Annotated in this window: 13 protein-coding genes; 4 read left to right on the plus strand and 9 right to left on the minus strand. The window is 71.6% G+C overall.

What is annotated here, in order from left to right; translation table 11 throughout:
- Nucleotides 1-118: 118 nt before the first annotated feature.
- The 5 genes from ACGFZQ_RS01610 to ACGFZQ_RS01630 form a co-directional block, all read right to left on the minus strand.
- Nucleotides 119-2446 carry an ArnT family glycosyltransferase gene (locus tag ACGFZQ_RS01610; RefSeq protein ID WP_393838680.1) on the minus strand — a complete coding sequence of 776 codons (2328 nt, stop codon included), beginning with the start codon at nucleotides 2444-2446 and terminating at the stop codon, nucleotides 119-121.
- 118 nt (nucleotides 2447-2564) lie between these two features.
- Nucleotides 2565-3590 carry an esterase-like activity of phytase family protein gene (locus tag ACGFZQ_RS01615; protein WP_393838681.1) on the minus strand — a complete coding sequence of 342 codons (1026 nt, stop codon included), beginning with the start codon at nucleotides 3588-3590 and terminating at the stop codon, nucleotides 2565-2567.
- A gap of 128 nt (nucleotides 3591-3718) precedes the next feature.
- Entirely contained in the window at nucleotides 3719-4564 is an 846-nt protein-coding gene (locus ACGFZQ_RS01620; RefSeq protein ID WP_351734973.1) for a serine hydrolase, read from the minus strand.
- Nucleotides 4565-4690: 126 nt separating this feature from the next.
- On the minus strand, nucleotides 4691-5089 hold the full coding sequence (locus tag ACGFZQ_RS01625) for a 2Fe-2S iron-sulfur cluster-binding protein (protein WP_393838682.1): 399 nt from the start codon (nucleotides 5087-5089) through the stop codon (nucleotides 4691-4693).
- 88 nt (nucleotides 5090-5177) lie between these two features.
- Nucleotides 5178-5636 carry a MarR family winged helix-turn-helix transcriptional regulator gene (locus ACGFZQ_RS01630; protein ID WP_393838683.1) on the minus strand — a complete coding sequence of 153 codons (459 nt, stop codon included), beginning with the start codon at nucleotides 5634-5636 and terminating at the stop codon, nucleotides 5178-5180.
- Between the two features lie 219 nt (nucleotides 5637-5855).
- On the opposite strand from ACGFZQ_RS01630, the gene ACGFZQ_RS01635 reads away from it, so the two are divergent.
- The 3 genes from ACGFZQ_RS01635 (at nucleotide 5856) to ACGFZQ_RS01645 (ending at nucleotide 11654) form a co-directional block, all read left to right on the plus strand.
- Nucleotides 5856-9611: an ABC transporter ATP-binding protein gene (locus ACGFZQ_RS01635; protein ID WP_393838684.1), complete on the plus strand. Its 3756-nt coding sequence runs from the start codon at nucleotides 5856-5858 to the stop codon at nucleotides 9609-9611.
- A gap of 141 nt (nucleotides 9612-9752) precedes the next feature.
- Nucleotides 9753-10145 carry a hypothetical protein gene (locus ACGFZQ_RS01640; RefSeq protein WP_382532786.1) on the plus strand — a complete coding sequence of 131 codons (393 nt, stop codon included), beginning with the start codon at nucleotides 9753-9755 and terminating at the stop codon, nucleotides 10143-10145.
- Between the two features lie 96 nt (nucleotides 10146-10241).
- Complete coding sequence (locus ACGFZQ_RS01645; protein WP_393838685.1) at nucleotides 10242-11654, plus strand: S28 family serine protease; 1413 nt, start codon at nucleotides 10242-10244, stop codon at nucleotides 11652-11654.
- Between the two features lie 232 nt (nucleotides 11655-11886).
- Here ACGFZQ_RS01645 and ACGFZQ_RS01650 read toward each other — a convergent pair whose 3' ends face one another.
- Together ACGFZQ_RS01650 and ACGFZQ_RS01655 are read right to left on the minus strand one after the other, a co-directional pair.
- A complete protein-coding gene (locus ACGFZQ_RS01650; RefSeq protein WP_393838686.1) occupies nucleotides 11887-12504 on the minus strand; it encodes a hypothetical protein in 618 nt (205 codons plus the stop codon).
- A gap of 101 nt (nucleotides 12505-12605) precedes the next feature.
- A complete protein-coding gene (locus ACGFZQ_RS01655) occupies nucleotides 12606-14399 on the minus strand; it encodes a glycoside hydrolase family 3 protein (protein ID WP_393838687.1) in 1794 nt (597 codons plus the stop codon).
- A 397-nt stretch (nucleotides 14400-14796) separates the two neighbouring features.
- Between ACGFZQ_RS01655 and aroA the strand changes: the two genes are divergently transcribed.
- On the plus strand, nucleotides 14797-16056 hold the full coding sequence (gene aroA / locus ACGFZQ_RS01660) for a 3-phosphoshikimate 1-carboxyvinyltransferase (RefSeq protein WP_393838688.1): 1260 nt from the start codon (nucleotides 14797-14799) through the stop codon (nucleotides 16054-16056).
- Nucleotides 16057-16113: 57 nt separating this feature from the next.
- On the opposite strand, the gene ACGFZQ_RS01665 is transcribed toward aroA, so the two are convergent.
- Nucleotides 16114-16914, minus strand: coding sequence for a sugar phosphate isomerase/epimerase family protein (locus tag ACGFZQ_RS01665; protein WP_382532776.1), 801 nt, complete (start codon nucleotides 16912-16914; stop codon nucleotides 16114-16116).
- A gap of 17 nt (nucleotides 16915-16931) precedes the next feature.
- A complete protein-coding gene (locus ACGFZQ_RS01670; protein WP_393838689.1) occupies nucleotides 16932-17867 on the minus strand; it encodes a GNAT family N-acetyltransferase in 936 nt (311 codons plus the stop codon).
- Between the last annotated feature and the right edge of the window lie 125 nt (nucleotides 17868-17992).

Here is a 17992-nt window from a genome sequence, read left to right on the forward strand (position 1 = left end):
CGGGTTGATGAGGCGGCAAGAAGGAGGGTGACATGAACATGAGGACGCGTAGGTGAACGGGACGTAAAAAGAGGCCCCCGACCGTGTGGTCGGGGGCGTCTTCGGGTGTCGGGTTACGTCAGCTGACGTCCGACGGGTCGAGCCGGTAGAGCGTCGAGGTGGACGAAGCGGACGAAGCAGATGAAGTGGACGAAGACGTCGAGGGCTTGGAGTTCGAGGTCGAGCTCTCGCTCGTGCTCTTGCTGTACGCGCTCTCCTTCACCGCCGTCCCGTTCTTCTGCACCCAGCTGGTCACCTCGGAGCTGAGCGTGTTGTTGCCGCCCATGCCCATACCGCCGCCGCCGACCTGGATGTAGTGCAGCTTGCCCGCCTTCACCAGTTCCTTCAGCTTGGCGACGGTCATCGCCTTGTCGGATCCGGTGAAGCCCCACATGGAGATCACGGGCTCCTCGGCGCTCAGCTCGATCTGGGCCGCGGACTGGGAGTTGGAGACCGCGAGCAGCCAGGTGGCGCCGTCCATGTGCTTCTTCAGGTAGGCGATCAGGTCGCTGCTCACGCCGCCGCCCATGCCACCGCCGCCGAAGCCGCCGCGCTGACCGGTGCCGCCGGCCGCCTCGCCGGTCTCGCCGGTGCCGTTCGGCGGGGTGCCGCCCGCCTCGCCGGTACCGCCGGCCGCGCCGCCCGGCAGCTCGCCGTTCGTGCCGCCGGGGAAGCCTCCGCCCTGCTGGTTGCCGCCGGGCGCCTGGCCGTTCGCACCGGCAGGACCGCCGGTGCCACCGGTACCGCCGGCCGCGCCGCCCGGCGCCTCGCCGTTGGTGCCGCCGGGGAAGCCGCCGCCCATCTCGCCGCGGGCCTCGGCGTTCTGCCCGCCCGGGAAGCCGCCCCGGTTGCCGCCGCCACCGCCGGGACCGCCGCCGAAGCCGCCGCTGCCCGTCGAGGGTCCGGCCGTCGGGTTCGTACCGCCCATGCCACCGCCGGCGGAGCCGCCGAACGGGTCCGCCGCCGCGTATGCCGTCGGACCGGCCAGCGCAGCGATCACGGCCGCCGCCACCGAGGCCGTGAGGAGGCGGGCCCGGTTGCCGGACCGGAAGAGGATCATGCCCACGATGCCGGCCACCGTCAGGACGCCGATCGTCGGCCACAGCCAGGTGTTCCAGCCGGAGGCGCGACGGAGCAGGACGATCGCCCAGATGCCGGTGACGCCGAAGGCGGCCGGGAGGACCCAGATCCAGCGCTTGTCGGTGCGGAACGCGTGCAGCAGCATCACGCCACCGCCGCCGCACAGCGCCGCGATGCCGGGAGCCAGCGCGGTCGTGTAGTACGGGTGCATGGTGCCCTGCGCGGTCGCGAAGATCACGTAGTGCAGGAGGGTCCAGCCGCCCCACAGGACCAGCGCCATCCGGCGCAGGTCGGTGCGGGGAGCGCGGCCGCACAGCACCAGGCCGCCGATCAGGGCGATCGCGGAGAAGGGGAGCAGCCAGGAGATCTGGCCGCCGAGGATGTCGTTGAACATCCGGCCGAGGCCCGCGGAGCCGGAGAAGCTGCCGCCTCTGCCACCGCCGCCCGCGCCGTTGCCCTCGCCGCCGAAGACGCGGCCGAGACCGTCGTACCCCATGATCAGGTCCCAGGCCGAGCCGTCCGTGGAGCCGCCGATGTACGGGCGGTCGGAGGCCGGGACCAGGGAGACGGCGACCGCCCACCAGAAGCTGGACACGGCCAGCACGACCGCGGCGAGCGCCAGGTTGACGATCCGCTTCACCCAGGGGGCCTTCGACGCGTACAGGTAGAGCGCGAAGACGGCCGGGAGCGCGATCCAGCCCGCGAGCAGCTTGGTGTTGAAGGCGAGGCCGAAGCAGGCCGCCGAGCCGAGCAGCGGGAGCAGCTTCTCGTCACGGGTGGCGCGGAACGCGAGCGCCGCGCCCGCGACCATCAGGAAGACCAGGATCGTGTCGGGGTTGTTGTCGCGGTTGATCGCGACGGTGATCGGGGTCAGCGCGAGCACCAGCGCGGCGACGGTCGCCGCGCCGTACCCCCAGATCCGCTTCACGTTCGCGTGCAGGATCCAGATCGTGCCGAGGCCGGCCGCGACCTGCGGCACCATCATCTGCCAGGTGCCGAAGCCGAAGATCCGGCACGACAGGCTCATGACCATGGTCGCGAACGGCGGTTTGTCGACGGTCAGGAAGTTGCCCGGGTCCAGCGAACCGAAGAACCAGGCCTTCCAGCTCTTCGTACCGGCCCAGATGGCGCCGCTGTAGAAGGTGTTCATGTTGGAACCGGAGAGGCTCCAGGAGTAGAGCACCGTCGCCAGGATCATGATCGCGATCAGCGCGGGCAGCGACCAGCGCGGTGCCTTGTCCGGCAGGGGAGCCGCGGGGGTCGCCGTGGGCGGCGCCCAGTCGGGGGACACGGTCGTGGGGGGAATGGGATCGGTGGCAGATGTCACCAGCCCACCATGCAGACGGCCGATGGGTGAGGGCTGTGCCGATCCTGGGCGCAGGCTGTGGGTGGATGAGATCTGGGTAAGAGGGCGGCCGGTGCGACCGCCCTCCGCGGCCGCTGTCTCAGTGCGCGCGGACCGACAGCCGGTAGAACCGGGTCGTCTGGGCCGCGTTCTGGTTGTCGTCGCTGACCAGGAGAACCTTGTACGCGTCCTGGGAGCGGCCCGTGACCACCATGCCCTCGATGTTGTCGAGGAGCGGGTTGGGCTGCGGCTGCTTGGCCGTGGCGCCCAGGGTCGGGCAGCTCGCGATGTCCGTGAGCAGGGTCTTCCTGATCAGCCGTACGCCGGCCTGACCGGTGAGGTTCTCGATGCCGCTGGTGTCCGTGGCATGCCGCGGGTCGGCCAGGAAGAGGCGGACGGTGTTGCCGACGCCGGCGGTGAAGCCGCGTTCCAGGACGAGCAGGCGGCCGTCGGGCAGCGCCTGGACCTCGGGGACGCCGAGGATCGGGTCGTCGGTGCGGTAGGCGTACTGGGCCGACAGCCTGAAGTGGTCGCCCTTGGCGCGCTGCCAGGTCTGGAAGCGGACGATCCCGGCGGTGTCGCCGGAGATCGCGTACTCCATGGAGGCCAGCAGGGTGCGGCCCCCGTTCAGGAGGGTCAGGCCCTCGAAGGTCTGGTTGGAGGTGGCCCGCCCGGCGGGGGAGACGAGCAGCGAGGACGGCACGGGGAGGCGGTCCAGGATCCTGCCGTCCACCGAGTAGCGGCGGATGGACGGCTCGGTCTCGGAGGTGACCAGCCGGGTGCCGTCGCGGTCCACGACCAGGCCCTCGGAGTCCAGCGCGGCGCCGTTCTCGTCGGCGAGCTGGACGACCTTCTGCGGCGCCAGCGTCTTCGTGTCCAGGTCGAAGAGCGAGGAGCGGTCGGAGAGGGCGGCCAGGGAGCCGTGCCGGTCCAGGGCGAGCGCGGAGAAGTTGCCGACGAAGGTGCCGTCGAAGGTCGTCTTGTCGAGGGCGTCGGAGAAGCCGTCGATGGAGACGGAGGACGAACAGGCATTGCTGGTGGCCGCGTTGGCGGGACCGGCGGCGGACAGACAGGTGGCCGCCGCCAGGCCGGCGGTGACGGTGGCGAGTACGGTTCGCAGGCGCATGGCCGTCACCGTAGGGCGCATCGGTGACGGGCGGGAGACCCGCTCATGAAAGGTCAGGTCAGGGCGGGACCCGTGCGGGACCGGGGCCGGGTCATGGCCGGAGCGCGCGCCGGCCATGACCCGAGCGCTCAACTCGCGGCCAGGTCCTTGTGGATGGCCTTCGCGATGCCCTGGATCGTGGTGATCCCGTAGTTCATGGTGCTGTTGTCGTGGGTCAGCACGGTCATCATGTAGTCGTGGCCGCCGCCCTTGAAGGTGCCGAGGCTGTGCACCCGCCAGCCGTGCGTGGAGCGCGACAGCCAGCCGTTCTTGACGTGCACGGAGACCCCGGACGGGACGCCGTACGGGGTGCCCCAGCGCTGGGACGAGATGACCTGCCCCATCAGCTTCTGGATGTACGCCCGTGAGTTGTCGCTCAGGACGGTGTTCTTGGCGGTGATCATGGTGAGCAGCCGCTGCTCGTCGTGGACGTCGATCTGGGTGAGGCCCCAGTAGCCGTTGGCGCCCGGGGTGGTCTGGGTCATCCCGGCGGCCGTCAGGAACCCCTTGATCTTCGTCAGGCCGAGCTGCTTCCACAGTTTCGTGGTCGCGTCGTTGTCCGACTTGGTGATCATGGCCTTGGCCAGCGACTGCTCGGTGGTCGTCAGGTAGCGGTTGTGCTTCTTGGCGTCCCACAGCAGCGTGGCCAGCACGGTCACCTTCACGGTGCTCGCCGAGTCGTAGTGGGTGGTGGCACGGAGCGTGCACGTGGTCTTCGTGGACCGGTCGTAGAGCCCGACGGCGATGGTCCCCTTGCGGTTCGCCATCGCCGCGGTGATGTCCTTCTTCAGCTTCGCGGCCAGGCCCGCCTTCGCGGACGTGCAGCTGACGGTGGGAGCGGCTGCCGAGGCGGGCGCGGCCACCCCCGCGGTGAACGCGGCCCCGCCTGCGATCGCCACCAGCACCTTGGCGCGTCTCGATATCCGGTGTGTCATACCCGGATTGACTCGCGAGTTCGCGCGAATGGTTGTACGGGCTGGGCAGGGTTTGACTAGTCGTTACCGGCGCGCCGACGGCGGAGGTACCGGTCACCGCCTGCTGTGGCGGCGATGCCGCCCGGGTCAGAGGTCGAGGACGGCCTCGGTGGCCGGGGTGCTGCAGCAGACGAGGACGGTGCCGGGCTCGGGGAGTTCGAGCGGCGGGGTGGTGTAGACGACGTCGCCTGTCACCAGGGGGGTGACACAGGTGTGGCAGACGCCGGTGCGGCACGACCAGCGGGTGGGGACGTCGCAGGCTTCGGCGAGTTCGAGGAGCGAGGCGTGGGCGGGTGACCACGGGGTGGTGACGCCGCTGCGGGCGAAGATGACGAGCGGGCCGGGGCCCGGGGGACCGGAGGGCTGGTGCGGGCGGACCGCACGACGGCCGGACACGGGCGTCTTCCACGCTCCGGTGCGGACGGTCCGCCCCTGCCAGGACACGTCCTTCGGCAGCCCCACGTTGACGGACAGCAGCGTCCCCATGGCGACCTCCTGCGGGTGACCGGCCGGGCGGCCCCAGTCTGCTGCCTTCACCGGACCGCCGCGAACGGAGGAGACGTCCGGACAGGTCCTAGTGATGCCAGGCGCTCCCGCCCGTGTTGTGGATGAAGCGCTGCAGCGTCTTGAGGGTGATCAGGTACTCCTCGTCGGAGATGCCCGCGTGGCGCTCCGCCTGCAGCTCGGCCTGGACGGCCGCGGCCTTGCCGTAGAAGGCCCTGCCTTCTTCCGTGAGGCTCAGGAGGCCGTCCGGGGCCTCGGTGACCCACCCGTGGGCGATGGTGCTGTCGATCTCCTCCGTCATGGCTTCCGGGCCGGTGTCGAGGTAGCCCCGGAGGATCCGGGACACCTCGTCCCGTGTCCCGGCGCCGTCGGCCCGGGCGACCTGGGCCAGGACCCACCACTGCGGCTGGGTGGTGCCGATCTCCGCGAGGGCGGCCCGGGCGCGGGTGACGACGGCCTTGTGGGCGGCCCAGCTCCAGTAGCCGATGGGCTGGTGGATCAGTTCGGCGTCACTGTGCGAGTACTCCATGGCCGGTACCTCCGTCTGTCCCTGAGCGGTTCGACAGCACCGACCGTAGAAACTCGACCTTGCTTGAGGTCAAGCCTCGTCGGCCGGAGCGAGGGCGACCCAGGTCCGTGGACCGAGCCCCCCTGCGACCATCGGCCGGGAATTGTTGCGGAGGGATGAAATCCGCTTCCCTTCGTGTTGTGGTCATGCGGAAGACCAGGGCGAACGAAGGGCACCCGCGTGGCAGCGCAACAGGGGGAGCGGCAAGGCTGGGCGCGCAGGCTGGCGGGGTATGCCTGGCGGCATCCCAGGTACGTCGTGCTCGCGCTCGGGTCCTCGCTGGCCGGTATGGCGGTACTCGCCGTCGTACCTCTCATCACCAAGGTGATCATCGACGACGTGATCGGTGACCACAGCCGGGCCATGGGGCCGTGGGCAGGCGCCCTGGTCGGCGCCGCCGTCCTCGTCTACGCGGCCACCTACGTCCGCCGCTACTACGGCGGCCGGCTCGCCCTCGACGTCCAGCACGACCTGCGGACCGAGATGTACGGCACCATCACCCGGCTCGACGGGCGGCGGCAGGACGAGCTGTCCACCGGTCAGGTGGTCGGCCGGGCGACGAGCGACCTCCAGCTGATCCAGGGGCTGCTCTTCATGCTGCCCATGACGATCGGCAACGTTCTCCTCTTCCTGATCTCCCTCGGCATCATGGCCTGGCTGTCGCCGCCGCTCACCCTGGTCGCCCTCGCCGTCGCCCCGGCCCTGTACTGGATCGCCAAGCGCAGCCGCGGCAAGCTCCACCCCGCCACCTGGTACGCACAGGCCCAGGCCGCCGCCGTCGCCGGCGTGGTCGACGGTGCCGTGAGCGGCGTCCGTGTGGTGAAGGGCTTCGGGCAGGAGGAGCAGGAGACCGGCAAGCTCCGGGAGGTCGGCCGCAGGCTCTTCGCCGGGCGGCTGCGCACCATACGGCTGAACAGCAGGTTCACCCCGGCCCTGCAGTCCGTCCCGGCCCTCGGCCAGGTCGCCATGCTGGCGCTCGGCGGCTGGCTGGCGGTCCGCGGTCACATCACCCTCGGCACCTTCGTCGCCTTCTCCTCCTACCTCGCCCAGCTGGTCGGCCCGGTCCGGATGCTCGCCGTGGTCCTCACCGTCGGCCAGCAGGCCCGCGCCGGCACCGAACGCGTCCTGGAGCTGATCGACACCGAGCCGACCCTGAAGGAGGGCACGAAGACCCTCCCGGCCGACGCGCCCGCGACCGTCGAGTTCGACGACGTGTCCTTCGGGTACGACCGCGCCCCCGGCAAGACCAGCCCCGTGCTCCGAGGGCTCAGCTTCGAGATCCGGCCGGGCGAGACCCTCGCCGTCGTCGGCTCCTCCGGCTCCGGCAAGTCCACCGTCTCCCTGCTCCTGCCGCGCTTCTACGACGTCACCCACGGCGCCGTCCTGGTCGGCGGCCACGACGTCCGCGAGCTGACCTACGACTCGCTGCGGGCGGCCATCGGCCTGGTCCCGGAGGACTCCTTCCTGTTCTCCGACACGGTCCGCGACAACATCGCCTACGGCCGCCCCGACGCGACCGACGAGGAGATCAGGGAAGCCGCCCGCGCCGCCCAGGCGGACCGTTTCATCGCCGAGCTGCCCGAGGGCTACGCCACCAAGGTCGGCGAGCAGGGCCTCACCCTCTCCGGTGGCCAGCGCCAGCGCGTCGCCCTCGCCCGCGCCCTGCTGAGCGACCCCCGCCTGCTCGTCCTCGACGACGCCACCTCGGCCGTCGACGCCCGCGTGGAGCACGAGATCCACGAGGCGCTCAAACACGTGATGCGCGGCCGCACCACCCTCCTCATCGCGCACCGCCGCTCCACCCTCAACCTCGCCGACCGCATCGCCGTCCTCGACGGCGGCCGGCTCGCCGACATCGGCACCCACGAGGAGCTCCAGGAGCGGTCCGCCCTCTACCGCCGGCTGCTCACCGACCCCGACGAGCTGGGCGGGGTCTCCCCGGGCCACGCCCTCCCCGAGATCCCGCACGAGGACACGACGGTCCGGGACGAACTGGACGCGGAGTTCGACGCCGAGCGAGGCGTGACCCCGCGCCTGTGGACCGGCGACCGTACGCCCAGGGACCTCGCCCTCGCCGGCACCCCGGCCACCCCCGAACTCCTCGCCCAGGTCGACGCGCTGCCCCCGGCCACCGACACCCCCGGCATCGACGAGGCCCGGGCCGTGCGCCCCGAGGACTCCTACGGTCTGCGCCGGCTGCTGCGCGGCTTCGGGCGTCCCCTGCTCGTCAGCCTCGCCCTGGTCGCCGTGGACGCCGGCATGGGCCTGCTGCTGCCGGTGCTGATCCGGCACGGCATCGACCAGGGCGTCACCAAGATGGCGCTCGGCGCGGTCTGGGCGGCCTCGCTGCTCGGGCTGTTCGCGGTCCTGGCCCAATGGGCGGCCCAGATCGGCGAGACCCGGATGACCGGCCGTACCGGCGAACGCGTCCTCTACTCGCTCCGGCTGAAGATCTTCGCCCAGCTCCAGCGGCTCGGACTCGACTACTACGAGCGGGAGCTGACCGGCCGGATCATGACCCGGATGACGACCGACGTCGACGCGCTCTCGACCTTCCTGCAGACCGGGCTGGTCACCGCCTTCGTCTCCGTCGTCACCTTCTTCGGCATCATGGTCGTCCTGCTGGTGATCGACGTACAGCTCGCGCTGGTCGTCTTCGCCACCCTGGTCCCGCTGATCGTCGCGACCTTCTTCTTCCGCCGGGCCAGCGTCAAGGCGTACGAACTCGCCCGTGAGCGGGTGTCGGTGGTCAACGCCGACCTCCAGGAGTCGGTGTCGGGCCTCAGGATCGTGCAGGCCTTCCGGCGCGAGGGGGACAGCGGACGCCGCTTCACCGAGCGCAGCGAGAGCTACCGCAGGGCCCGTATCCGGGGCCAGTGGCTGATATCGGTCTACTTCCCGTTCGTCCAGCTGCTGTCGTCGGTGGCCGCGGCCGGCGTGCTGATGGCGGGCGCCCACCGGGTGGAGGCGGCCACCCTCACCACCGGAGCGCTGGTCGCCTACCTCCTCTACATCGACCTGTTCTTCGCACCCGTCCAGCAGCTCTCCCAGGTCTTCGACGGCTACCAGCAGGCCACCGTCTCGCTCGGCCGTATCCAGGAACTGCTGCGCGAGCAGACGTCGACGCGGGCGGCGGACCAGCCGCTGGAGGTGCCCGAGCTCCGTGGCGAGATCGCCTTCGAGGGCGTGCACTTCGCGTACGGGGCCGCCGACGAGGGCGACGCGGCCCTCGGCGGCATCGACCTGACCATCCCCGCCGGGCAGACGGTCGCCTTCGTCGGCGAGACCGGCGCCGGCAAGTCCACCCTCGTCAAGCTGGTCGCGCGGTTCTACGACCCGACGGGCGGCCGGGTGACGGTCGACGGCAGGGACCTGCGCACCCTGGACCTCACCTCGTACCGCCATCGCCTCGGGGTCGTCCCGCAGGAGGCGTACCTCTTCCAGGGGACCGTCCGGGACGCCATCGCCTACGGTCGCCCGGACGCCACCGACGCCGAGGTGGAGGCGGCGGCCCGCGCGGTCGGCGCCCACGAGATGATCGCCACCCTCGACGGCGGCTACCTGCACGAGGTGGCCGAGCGCGGCCGCAACCTCTCGGCGGGCCAGCGCCAGCTGATCGCCCTGGCCCGCGCGGAGCTCGTCGACCCCGACGTCCTGCTCCTCGACGAGGCGACGGCCTCCCTCGACCTGGCGACGGAGGCCCAGGTCAACATCGCCACCGACCGCCTCGCGGGCCGTCGTACCACCCTGGTCGTCGCCCACCGGCTGACCACCGCGGCCCGCGCCGACCGGGTGGTGGTCATGGACCACGGCCGGGTCGCCGAGGACGGCACCCACGACGAACTCCTCGCCCGCGACGGCCGCTACGCCGAACTGTGGCGCACCTTCATCGGCCAGCCCGAGGAACCGGAGGAGCCCGTCGCCGCGACCCGCTGAGCCGCCGGCGTCCTGACCTGACGTGATCCAGGGCGGGTGATCGGGTCGCTGACGGTCGTGCAACCATCCGACATATGTCGTGCGTCCGTACATCAGTACGGTCATGGCTGGGGCACAGCTTCGGTGCGGGAGGGGACGACTGTGAACAGTGGTGCGATACGGCGGCGGCTGGCGCTCGGTGTGGCCGTGCTGGCCGCCTCCGGGGCGCTCGCCCTCGTGGCACCGGCCGAGGCCCAGGCCGTGACGGCGGGCAACTGCGCCGGACGCCAGGTGCGGACCCTGCCCTTCGCCACCGGCACGGTGCACGTCTACCGGCAGGGCGGCTACGTCTGCGCGATCACGTTTCCGAAGTCGTCCGGCGGCAGACGCATGATGTCCGTCAGCGTCCAGGCCCGCGGCAACCGCCCCGTCGTGGACAAGGGCAAGTACAAGTACCACGCGGGCCCGGTGACCGTGCACGCCGGGCACCGGTGCGTCTGGGTGAAGGGCGCGGTGGGCCGCTCCTCGGTGAGTTCCGGCTGGATTCTGTGCTGAACACCCTTACGCCCCCTGAATCCCCCCTGGTGTGACGGCAGTTGCTCCGATAGCTTCCGGCGCACATCTGTCACACAGATTCCCAGGGGAGTGCGCATGCGCAAGGCGCTCAGATGGCTGCTCGCGCTCACGGTGCTGATCGGCACGTTGAGCATGGCCGGGCCGGCCACCGCCGCCGGGCCGGAGGCCACCGACATCAAGGACCGGCTGCTGGCGATACCGGGGATGAGCCTGATCCAGGAGAAGCCCTACCCCGGGTACCGCTACTTCGTCCTGAACTACACCCAGCCGGTCGACCACCGCCATCCGGACCGCGGCACCTTCCAGCAGCGGATCACCGTGCTGCACAAGGACGTCAGCCGGCCGACGGTCTTCTACACCGGCGGCTACAACGTCTCCACGACCCCGAGCCGCCGCGAGCCGACCCAGATCGTGGACGGCAACCAGGTCTCCATGGAGTACCGCTTCTTCACCCCGTCCCGTCCCGACCCGGCCGACTGGACCAAGCTGGACATCTGGCAGGCGGCCAGTGACCAGCACCGCATCTTCAAGGCGCTGAAGAAGATCTACACCAGGAACTGGATCTCCACGGGCGGTTCGAAGGGCGGCATGACCGCCACGTACTACGAGCGCTTCTACCCGCGGGACATGGACGGTGTGGTCGCGTACGTCGCCCCGAACGACGTCGTGAACGACGAGGACGCGGCCTACGACCGCTTCTTCGAGAACGTCGGCACCGAGGAGTGCCGCGACCGGCTGGACGCGGTGCAGCGCGAGGCGCTGGTGCGCCGGGAGCCGCTGGAGAAGAAGTACGCGGCGGTCGCCGCCGAGAACGGGTACACCTTCGACACCGTCGGCGGCCTGGACCGCGCCTACGAGGCCGTCGTCCTCGACTACGTCTGGGGCTTCTGGCAGTACAGCCTGCTGTCCGACTGCGGCACGATCCCGGCGGACGCGGTGACCGCGACGGACGACGAGATCTGGGACTCGGTCGACACGATCTCCGGCTTCTCCGCCTACACGGACCAGGGCCTGGAGCCGTACACCCCCTACTACTACCAGGCGGGCACCCAACTCGGCGCGCCCACCATCGAGTTCCCGTACATCGAGAAGAAGTACATCCGCTACGGCTATCAGCCGCCCCGGAACTTCGTGCCCCGCTCGATCCCGATGCGGTTCCAGCCGCACGCCATGCGGGACGTCGACGCCTGGGTGCGGCACCACGCCCACCACATGCTCTTCGTGTACGGCCAGAACGACCCGTGGGGAGCGGAGCGTTTCCGCGTCGGCAGGGGCTCGAAGGACTCGTACGTCCTCACCGCGCCCGGCCTCAACCACGGCGCCAACGTCGCCGGCCTGGTCCCCGACGAGAAGTCCCTCGCCACCGCCCGCATCCTGGACTGGGCGGGTCTGCCGGCCGCCACCGTGACGGCGGCGAAGCCGCTCGCGAGGTACGACGCGAAACTGGACGTCCGTGACGTGGAGCGCGAACCCGCGCTGCGACCATGACGCCTTGGCACTGAATCGACGCTGAACCGACGACTCCGGTGCGTCACCCGTGTGCGGGGTGACGCACCGGATCCCGATGTCCATCCATCGAGACCTGGATCAGCACCCGGGCGCGGGTGGCCTCCGAGAAACGCCCGGTGTCCCGGACCACGTTGGACACGGTCCGCATGGACACCCCTCGGGCCACTTTGGGGGGAGAAACCCGGCCGCGGCCGAGGCCTACACGGAGCGTTCACACGCGGCGGGCGCAGCCCACCGGCCGTTCGCCGCCGAGCTGGACGTACAGGGCCGTCGACGCCGGGCACAGGTCCCGCGCGGTCACCGCCCGCACCACCTCGTACTGCGGTTTCCGCTTGCCCGAGCCGTCGCAGGCGGTCTCCCGGACCTGGCCGTGGCCCGAGCCGTAGACGCAGTCGCCGACGATCGTGCGCGGTCCGCCGCCCCCGCCGGGGTCGCCGGGGTGCGGCGGCTCCAGGTTGCGCATACAGGCATAGCCCTGCGGGATCGTTCCGTCACCGTCCACGTCGCCGTCCGTGCGCTGGGCGCTGATGTGCAGCACGAAGTCGGTGGTGGCCGGGCACGCCGGTCCGGCGGTGATCGTGCCGTCGTACCGGGCGACGACCCGGGCCGCCGCCCGTTCGCCGGTGCAGGGCACCTCGGTGAAACTGGCGGTCCCGAACGAGCTGCACTCGTCGACCGCGAGGAACCGCGCGCCGTACCCGGACATCGTCGGACTCGCCGTCGACCGCGCGCTGCCCGCCGGCTCCCCGGACGAGGACGGCCAGCACCCGGCCGACGACAGGGCGACGGCGAGCGTCACCAGCGCCCCCGCGAAACGTCTGCTCCTCATACCAACCCCCCTGCCAGCGTGGCCCGCGATCACGGCCCACGCCAGCTGTACGGGAGGCTTTCCGCCCGTTGAGGGTGTTACGCCCGATCTATTACGTACGTCTAGTACGTCAGCCCATGGCCGATCGGGTACAGCACCTGCGCCGGATCGTCCGCCCGCTGCACCGGCACCGGCAGCCTGCCGCGCGGCGCGACCCGGCCGGCGATCACCCGGGCCGCGGCCCGCAGTTCGACGTCCGTCCAGGCGTAGGACGCCAGACAGGCCCGTACGGTGGGCAGTTGGGCGATGTCGTACGGGTTGCGCACGGCCACCGCCACCACCGGCCGGCCGGTCGCGACCAACTGCTCCACCAGCCGCTGCTGTCCGCTGCCCGCCGTCACGTTGTACGTCCCGACGACCACCGCGTCCACCCCCTGGGCCGCCGCGAGCGCCTTGTCGATCGTCGCGTCGGAGGGTGCCGTGCCGGTGGCCAACGCGGTCGCGGTGAAGCCGAGTTCGGTGAGGGCGGCGGCGAGCACGCCGGTGGGCGGGCCCGTCGTACCGGACGGGGAGGCCGGGTCGGCGCCCACCACCAGCACCCTGCCGTGCGTACGGCGGGACAGCGGCAGCAGCCCGTCCGCGTTGACCAGCAGGGTGGTGGTGCGCTCGGCGATCCGGTCGGCGACGGCGAGGTGCCGGGCCGTGCCCACCACCCGGTCGACGTCCTTGGCGTTGACGTACGGCCGGTCGAGCAGCCCCAGCCGGGACTTCAGCCGCAGCACCCGCAGGATCGACTCGTCCAGCCGCGCCTCGGTCAGCTCCCCGTCCTGTACGGCCTTCAGGACGGCGTTCCAGGCCACGTCCAGGGTGGGCGGGTTGAGGAGCTGGTCGACCCCGGCCTTCAGGGCGAGCACCGGCACGCGGTCGTCGCCGTACTTGGTGCGCACCCCTTCCATGCCCAGCGAGTCGGTCACCACGACCCCGTCGTAGCCGAGTTCGCCGCGCAGGATGCCGGTGAGGATCGGGTGGGAGAGGGTCGCCGGGTCGCCGGAGTCGTCCAGTGCCGGGAACTGGATGTGCGCGGTCATGATCGAGTCGATGCCCGTCTCGACCGCCGCCCGGAAGGGGACCGCGTCCAGCTTCTCCCACAGCTCCCGGCTGTGCGTGATGACCGGGAAGCCGGTGTGGCTGTCGACGGCGGTGTCGCCGTGCCCCGGGAAGTGCTTGGCGGTGGCCGCGACCCCGGCGTCCTGGTACCCCTGCACCTCGGCGGCGACCAGCGCGCCGGCCGCGTCCGGGTCGGCACCGAAGGACCGTACGCCGATGACGGGGTTGGCCGGGTTCACGTTGACGTCGGCGTCGGGGGAGTAGTCCTGCCGGATGCCCATCGCCCGCAGTTCGGCGCCGGAGATCCGGCCGAGGGCACGGGCGTCGACGCGCGAGCCGCCCGCTCCCATGGCCATCGCGCCCGGGAAGAGGGCCGCGGGCGTGCCGATCCGGCAGACGGCGCCGTGCTCCTGGTCGGTGGCGATGAGCACGGGGAGGCCGCGCGGCTGGTCCAGGGAGGCCTGCTGGATCCCGTTCGACAGTTCGGCGATCTGCCGCGGGTCCCGGGTGTTGTGCGCCCAGGTGAAGTAGATGATCCCGCCGACGCGGTACCTGGCGATCAGCTCGGCGGCCGTACGGACGCCGATCTCCTCGAGGTTGGCATCGATGTCTGCCTGGTCGGGGGCGGTGGCGGAGTGGCCGTAGACCCGCATCACGAACAGCTGGCCGACCTTCTCCTCAAGGGTCATACGGGAGATGAGCGAGCGGAGCTTCTTGTCGGCGGAGCCGAAGGCGTACGCGCTGTTGCCGACGGTCAGTCCCGCGGTGACGCCCGCGGTCGCGGCGAGGACGGTGCGTCTGGAGGGCACGTGCGCTCCTTCCGGTGGAGAACCGGCTGAAGGAAACTTCCGTAGGCACAGCAATATTCGGGAAGTTTCTTTCCGTCAAGGGAGTGCACAGTAACCAGAAAGGGGCCGCCATCGGCGCATTGGAGGGGGGCACGTCGATGGCGGCGGGCCGGCGGCCGTGGTGCGGCGGAGAGGGTGGGTCGACGATCGCAGCCAGCAGCGAGGGCCGACACCACACCACGGAGACTCTTCCGACAGCCTGAGGATTGGACGGACGGGGAGGGGGGCGGGTTCCCGGCGGAGGGCGTATTTCCCTAAGTCGGGGGCGGAGGGATGCAAGAGACGTCAGTGAAGCGCCCCTGTTCCACCCCATGGACAAACATCCCCCCGCGCACAAGAAACCCGAGATCATCCCCCCATGCCCGCTGTCGCGATCCCCGGTTCCAAGTCCGTCACCGCCCGCGCCCTCTTCCTCGCGGCCGCCGCCGACGGAGTCACCACCCTCGTCCGCCCCCTCCGCTCCGACGACACCGAGGGCTTCGCGGAGGGCCTCACCCGGCTCGGCTACCGCGTCGGCCGTACCCCGGACACCTGGCAGGTGGACGGCCGCCCGCAGGGCCCCGCGCTGCCCGAGGCCGAGGTCCACTGCCGGGACGGTGCCACCACCGCCCGCTTCCTGCCCACCCTCGCGGCGGCCGGCCGTGGCAGCTACCGCTTCGACGCCTCCCCGCAGATGCGCCGCCGCCCCCTCGCCCCGCTCACCCGCGCCCTGCGCGACCTCGGTGTCGACCTGCGCCACGAGGAGGCGGAGGGCCACCACCCGTTGCGTATCGAGGCGGCCGGGGTCGAGGGCGGTGAGGTCACCCTCGACGCCGGGCAGTCCTCGCAGTACCTGACCGCCCTGCTCCTGCTCGGCCCGCTCACCCGCAAGGGGCTGCGGATCCGGGTGACGGACCTGGTCTCCGCGCCGTACGTGGAGATCACGCTCGCGATGATGCGGTCGTTCGGGGTGACGGTGGCGCGGGAGGAAGACGAGGGGGACACCTTCGTGGTGCCGCCCGGCGGCTACCGGGCCACCACCTACGCGGTCGAACCCGACGCGTCGACCGCCGGTTACTTCTTCGCCGCGGCGGCCGTCACGGGCCGCGAGGTGACCGTCCCGGGGCTCGGGCAGGGCGCGCTCCAGGGCGACCTGGGCTTCGTCGACGTACTGCGCCGGATGGGCGCGGACGTGGAGATCGGCGCCGACCGGACGACCGTCCGCGGGACGGGCCGGCTCCGCGGCCTCACCGTGAACATGCGGGACATCTCCGACACCATGCCGACCCTCGCGGCGATCGCCCCCTTCGCGGACGGCCCCGTCCGGATCGAGGACGTGGCCAACACCCGGGTGAAGGAGTGCGACCGGCTGGACGCCTGCGCGGAGAACCTGCGCCGGCTGGGTGTCGAGGTCGCCACCGGCGCGGACTGGATCGAGATCCGGCCCGGCACCCCCGCCCCGGCCGGGATCAGGACCTTCGGCGACCACCGCATCGTCATGTCCTTCGCGGTGACCGCCCTGCGCACACCGGGGATCTCCTTCGACGACCCGGGGTGTGTGAAGAAGACGTTCCCGGGCTTCCACGAGGCGTTCGGGGAGCTGGCCGCCGGGTGGGGAATCCCGTACGGCGGCGCGTGACCTCGGCGCCGTGACCCGGGCGCGGGGCCTACCTCTCGCGGGGGCCGGTCGTCGCGCTCACGCCGACTCGTTGAGCAGGCGTGCCAGGTGGTCCCGGCCGGCTGTGAGCAGGCCGGGCAGCGGGGCCGCCGCCTCGTACCAGCGCTTCTCGTACTCCCAGCACAGCCAGCCGTCCCAGCCGTGCCTGGAGAGCACCTCCACGCAGTCGGAGAGCGGCAGTATCCCGGCGCCGAGCTGCAGCGGGGTGGTGTCCTCGGCCGAGGCGATGTCCTTGACCTGGACATAGCCGAGGTGCGGGGCGAGGGCCGCGTAGGTCTCGGCGGGCTGCTCGCCGCCCAGCCAGGTGTGCATGACGTCCCAGAGGGAGCCCACCATGCGGTGGCCGACCGGGCCGAGGACGCGGATCGCGGCGGCGCCGGTGCGGTGCGAGTCGTGCGTCTCCAGCAGGACCCGGACACCGAGCGCGGAGGCGTCCTCGGCGACCGTGCCGAGCCGCCGGGCGGCGATCGCGTCGGACTCGGCGGCGGGCAGCGCCGGGTCGGCGCCGGGGAAGACACGGACGAAGGAGGCGCCCAAGTCGTGCGCCAGCTGCAGGAGTTGGCGCATCTCGTCGAGGACCGGGGCGTCCTCGCCGGGGGCCGCGACGCGCGCGTACCCGGCGACGCCCAGGACCTCCACCCCGGCCGCCTTGAACTCGGCGGCCACATCCGCCCGCGCGGCCGGGCCGAGGCCGGGGTGCACGGGTTCTTCCGGGTGGGCGCGCAGTTCGACGCCGTGGTAGCCGTGGGCGGTGGCGAGCGCCAACACGTCCGGCACCGGCAGACCGGGAACCCCGAGGGTGGAGAAGGCGTACCTCATGTCCACCAACCTACTTCTCACCGGCCGGTTCCGTGCAGGTCCAGCCGCCAGTCCTGCCCGACCAGATCCTTGCCGAAGGAGCGGTGCGGTCGCTCGGCGGCGAGGACGAAGCCGTGCCGCTGGTAGATGCGGCGGGCGGCGGCCAGGACGTCGTTGGTCCACAGCACCAGGTCCCGGTAGCCGACCCCGCGCGCGAAGCCGATCACGGCGGTGACCAGCCGGTCCCCGATGCCGAGCCCCCGGGCCTCCGGCTCGACGAGCAGCAGCCGCAGCCGTGCGGTGCCCGGGGCGTCGTCCCGTACGCACATCACGCACCCCATGGGCCGCCCCGCCCATTCGGCGATCCAGACCCGCTCCAGATGCGGGTCGTGGTCCTCGGCGTAGTCGGCGATGATCCGGGCCACCAGGCCCTCGTAGTCGGTGTTCCAGCCGTACTCGGCGGCATAGAGGGCCGCGTTGCGCTGCACGATCCAGCCCAGGTCGCCCGGGTGCGGCTCGCGCAGCACGACCTCGCCGGCGCCGTCGGGGGTGTGCGCGTCGCCGAGGATCGTACGGATGGCGCGCATCGCCTCGGCGAGCCGTGGCCGTTCGCCGGGGGCGACGGCGCCCAGCAGCGAGTCGACCGTCTCCCGGGCCCGCTCGTCGAGCAGCCCGGCGGCGGACCGGCCGTCGGCGGTGAGCGACACGCGCCGCCGCCGCGGGTCCTTCCGTGAGGGTGCGCGCTCGATCAGCCCGGCCTCCTCGAACTTGTTGAGGATCCGGCTCAAGTACCCGGCGTCCAGCGCGAGATCGGCCCGCAGGTCGGCCGCGTCGGTGTCGGCGGAGTGCGCGAGCTCGTACAGCACCCGGGCCTCGGTGAGGGTGTACGGGGCGTAGAGGTGGCGGCCGTAGTCGAGGGCGCCGATGACGTTGGTGTAGAAGCGGTTGAAGGCACGGATGTCCTGGACGGTCATGGCTGGACCCCGATGGTTGACTGAGTCAGAGATGCCGCGCCTCCGAGGCTATCCCGTGACCCGGTCCGGCCGGAAGGCGTCGGTCCGAACAGCGTTGCCGCTGGCTTTACTTGTCCTCGTCGGAC

It is taken from the genome of Streptomyces sp. NPDC048254 (assembly GCF_043201895.1).
Lineage (GTDB): Bacteria > Actinomycetota > Actinomycetes > Streptomycetales > Streptomycetaceae > Streptomyces.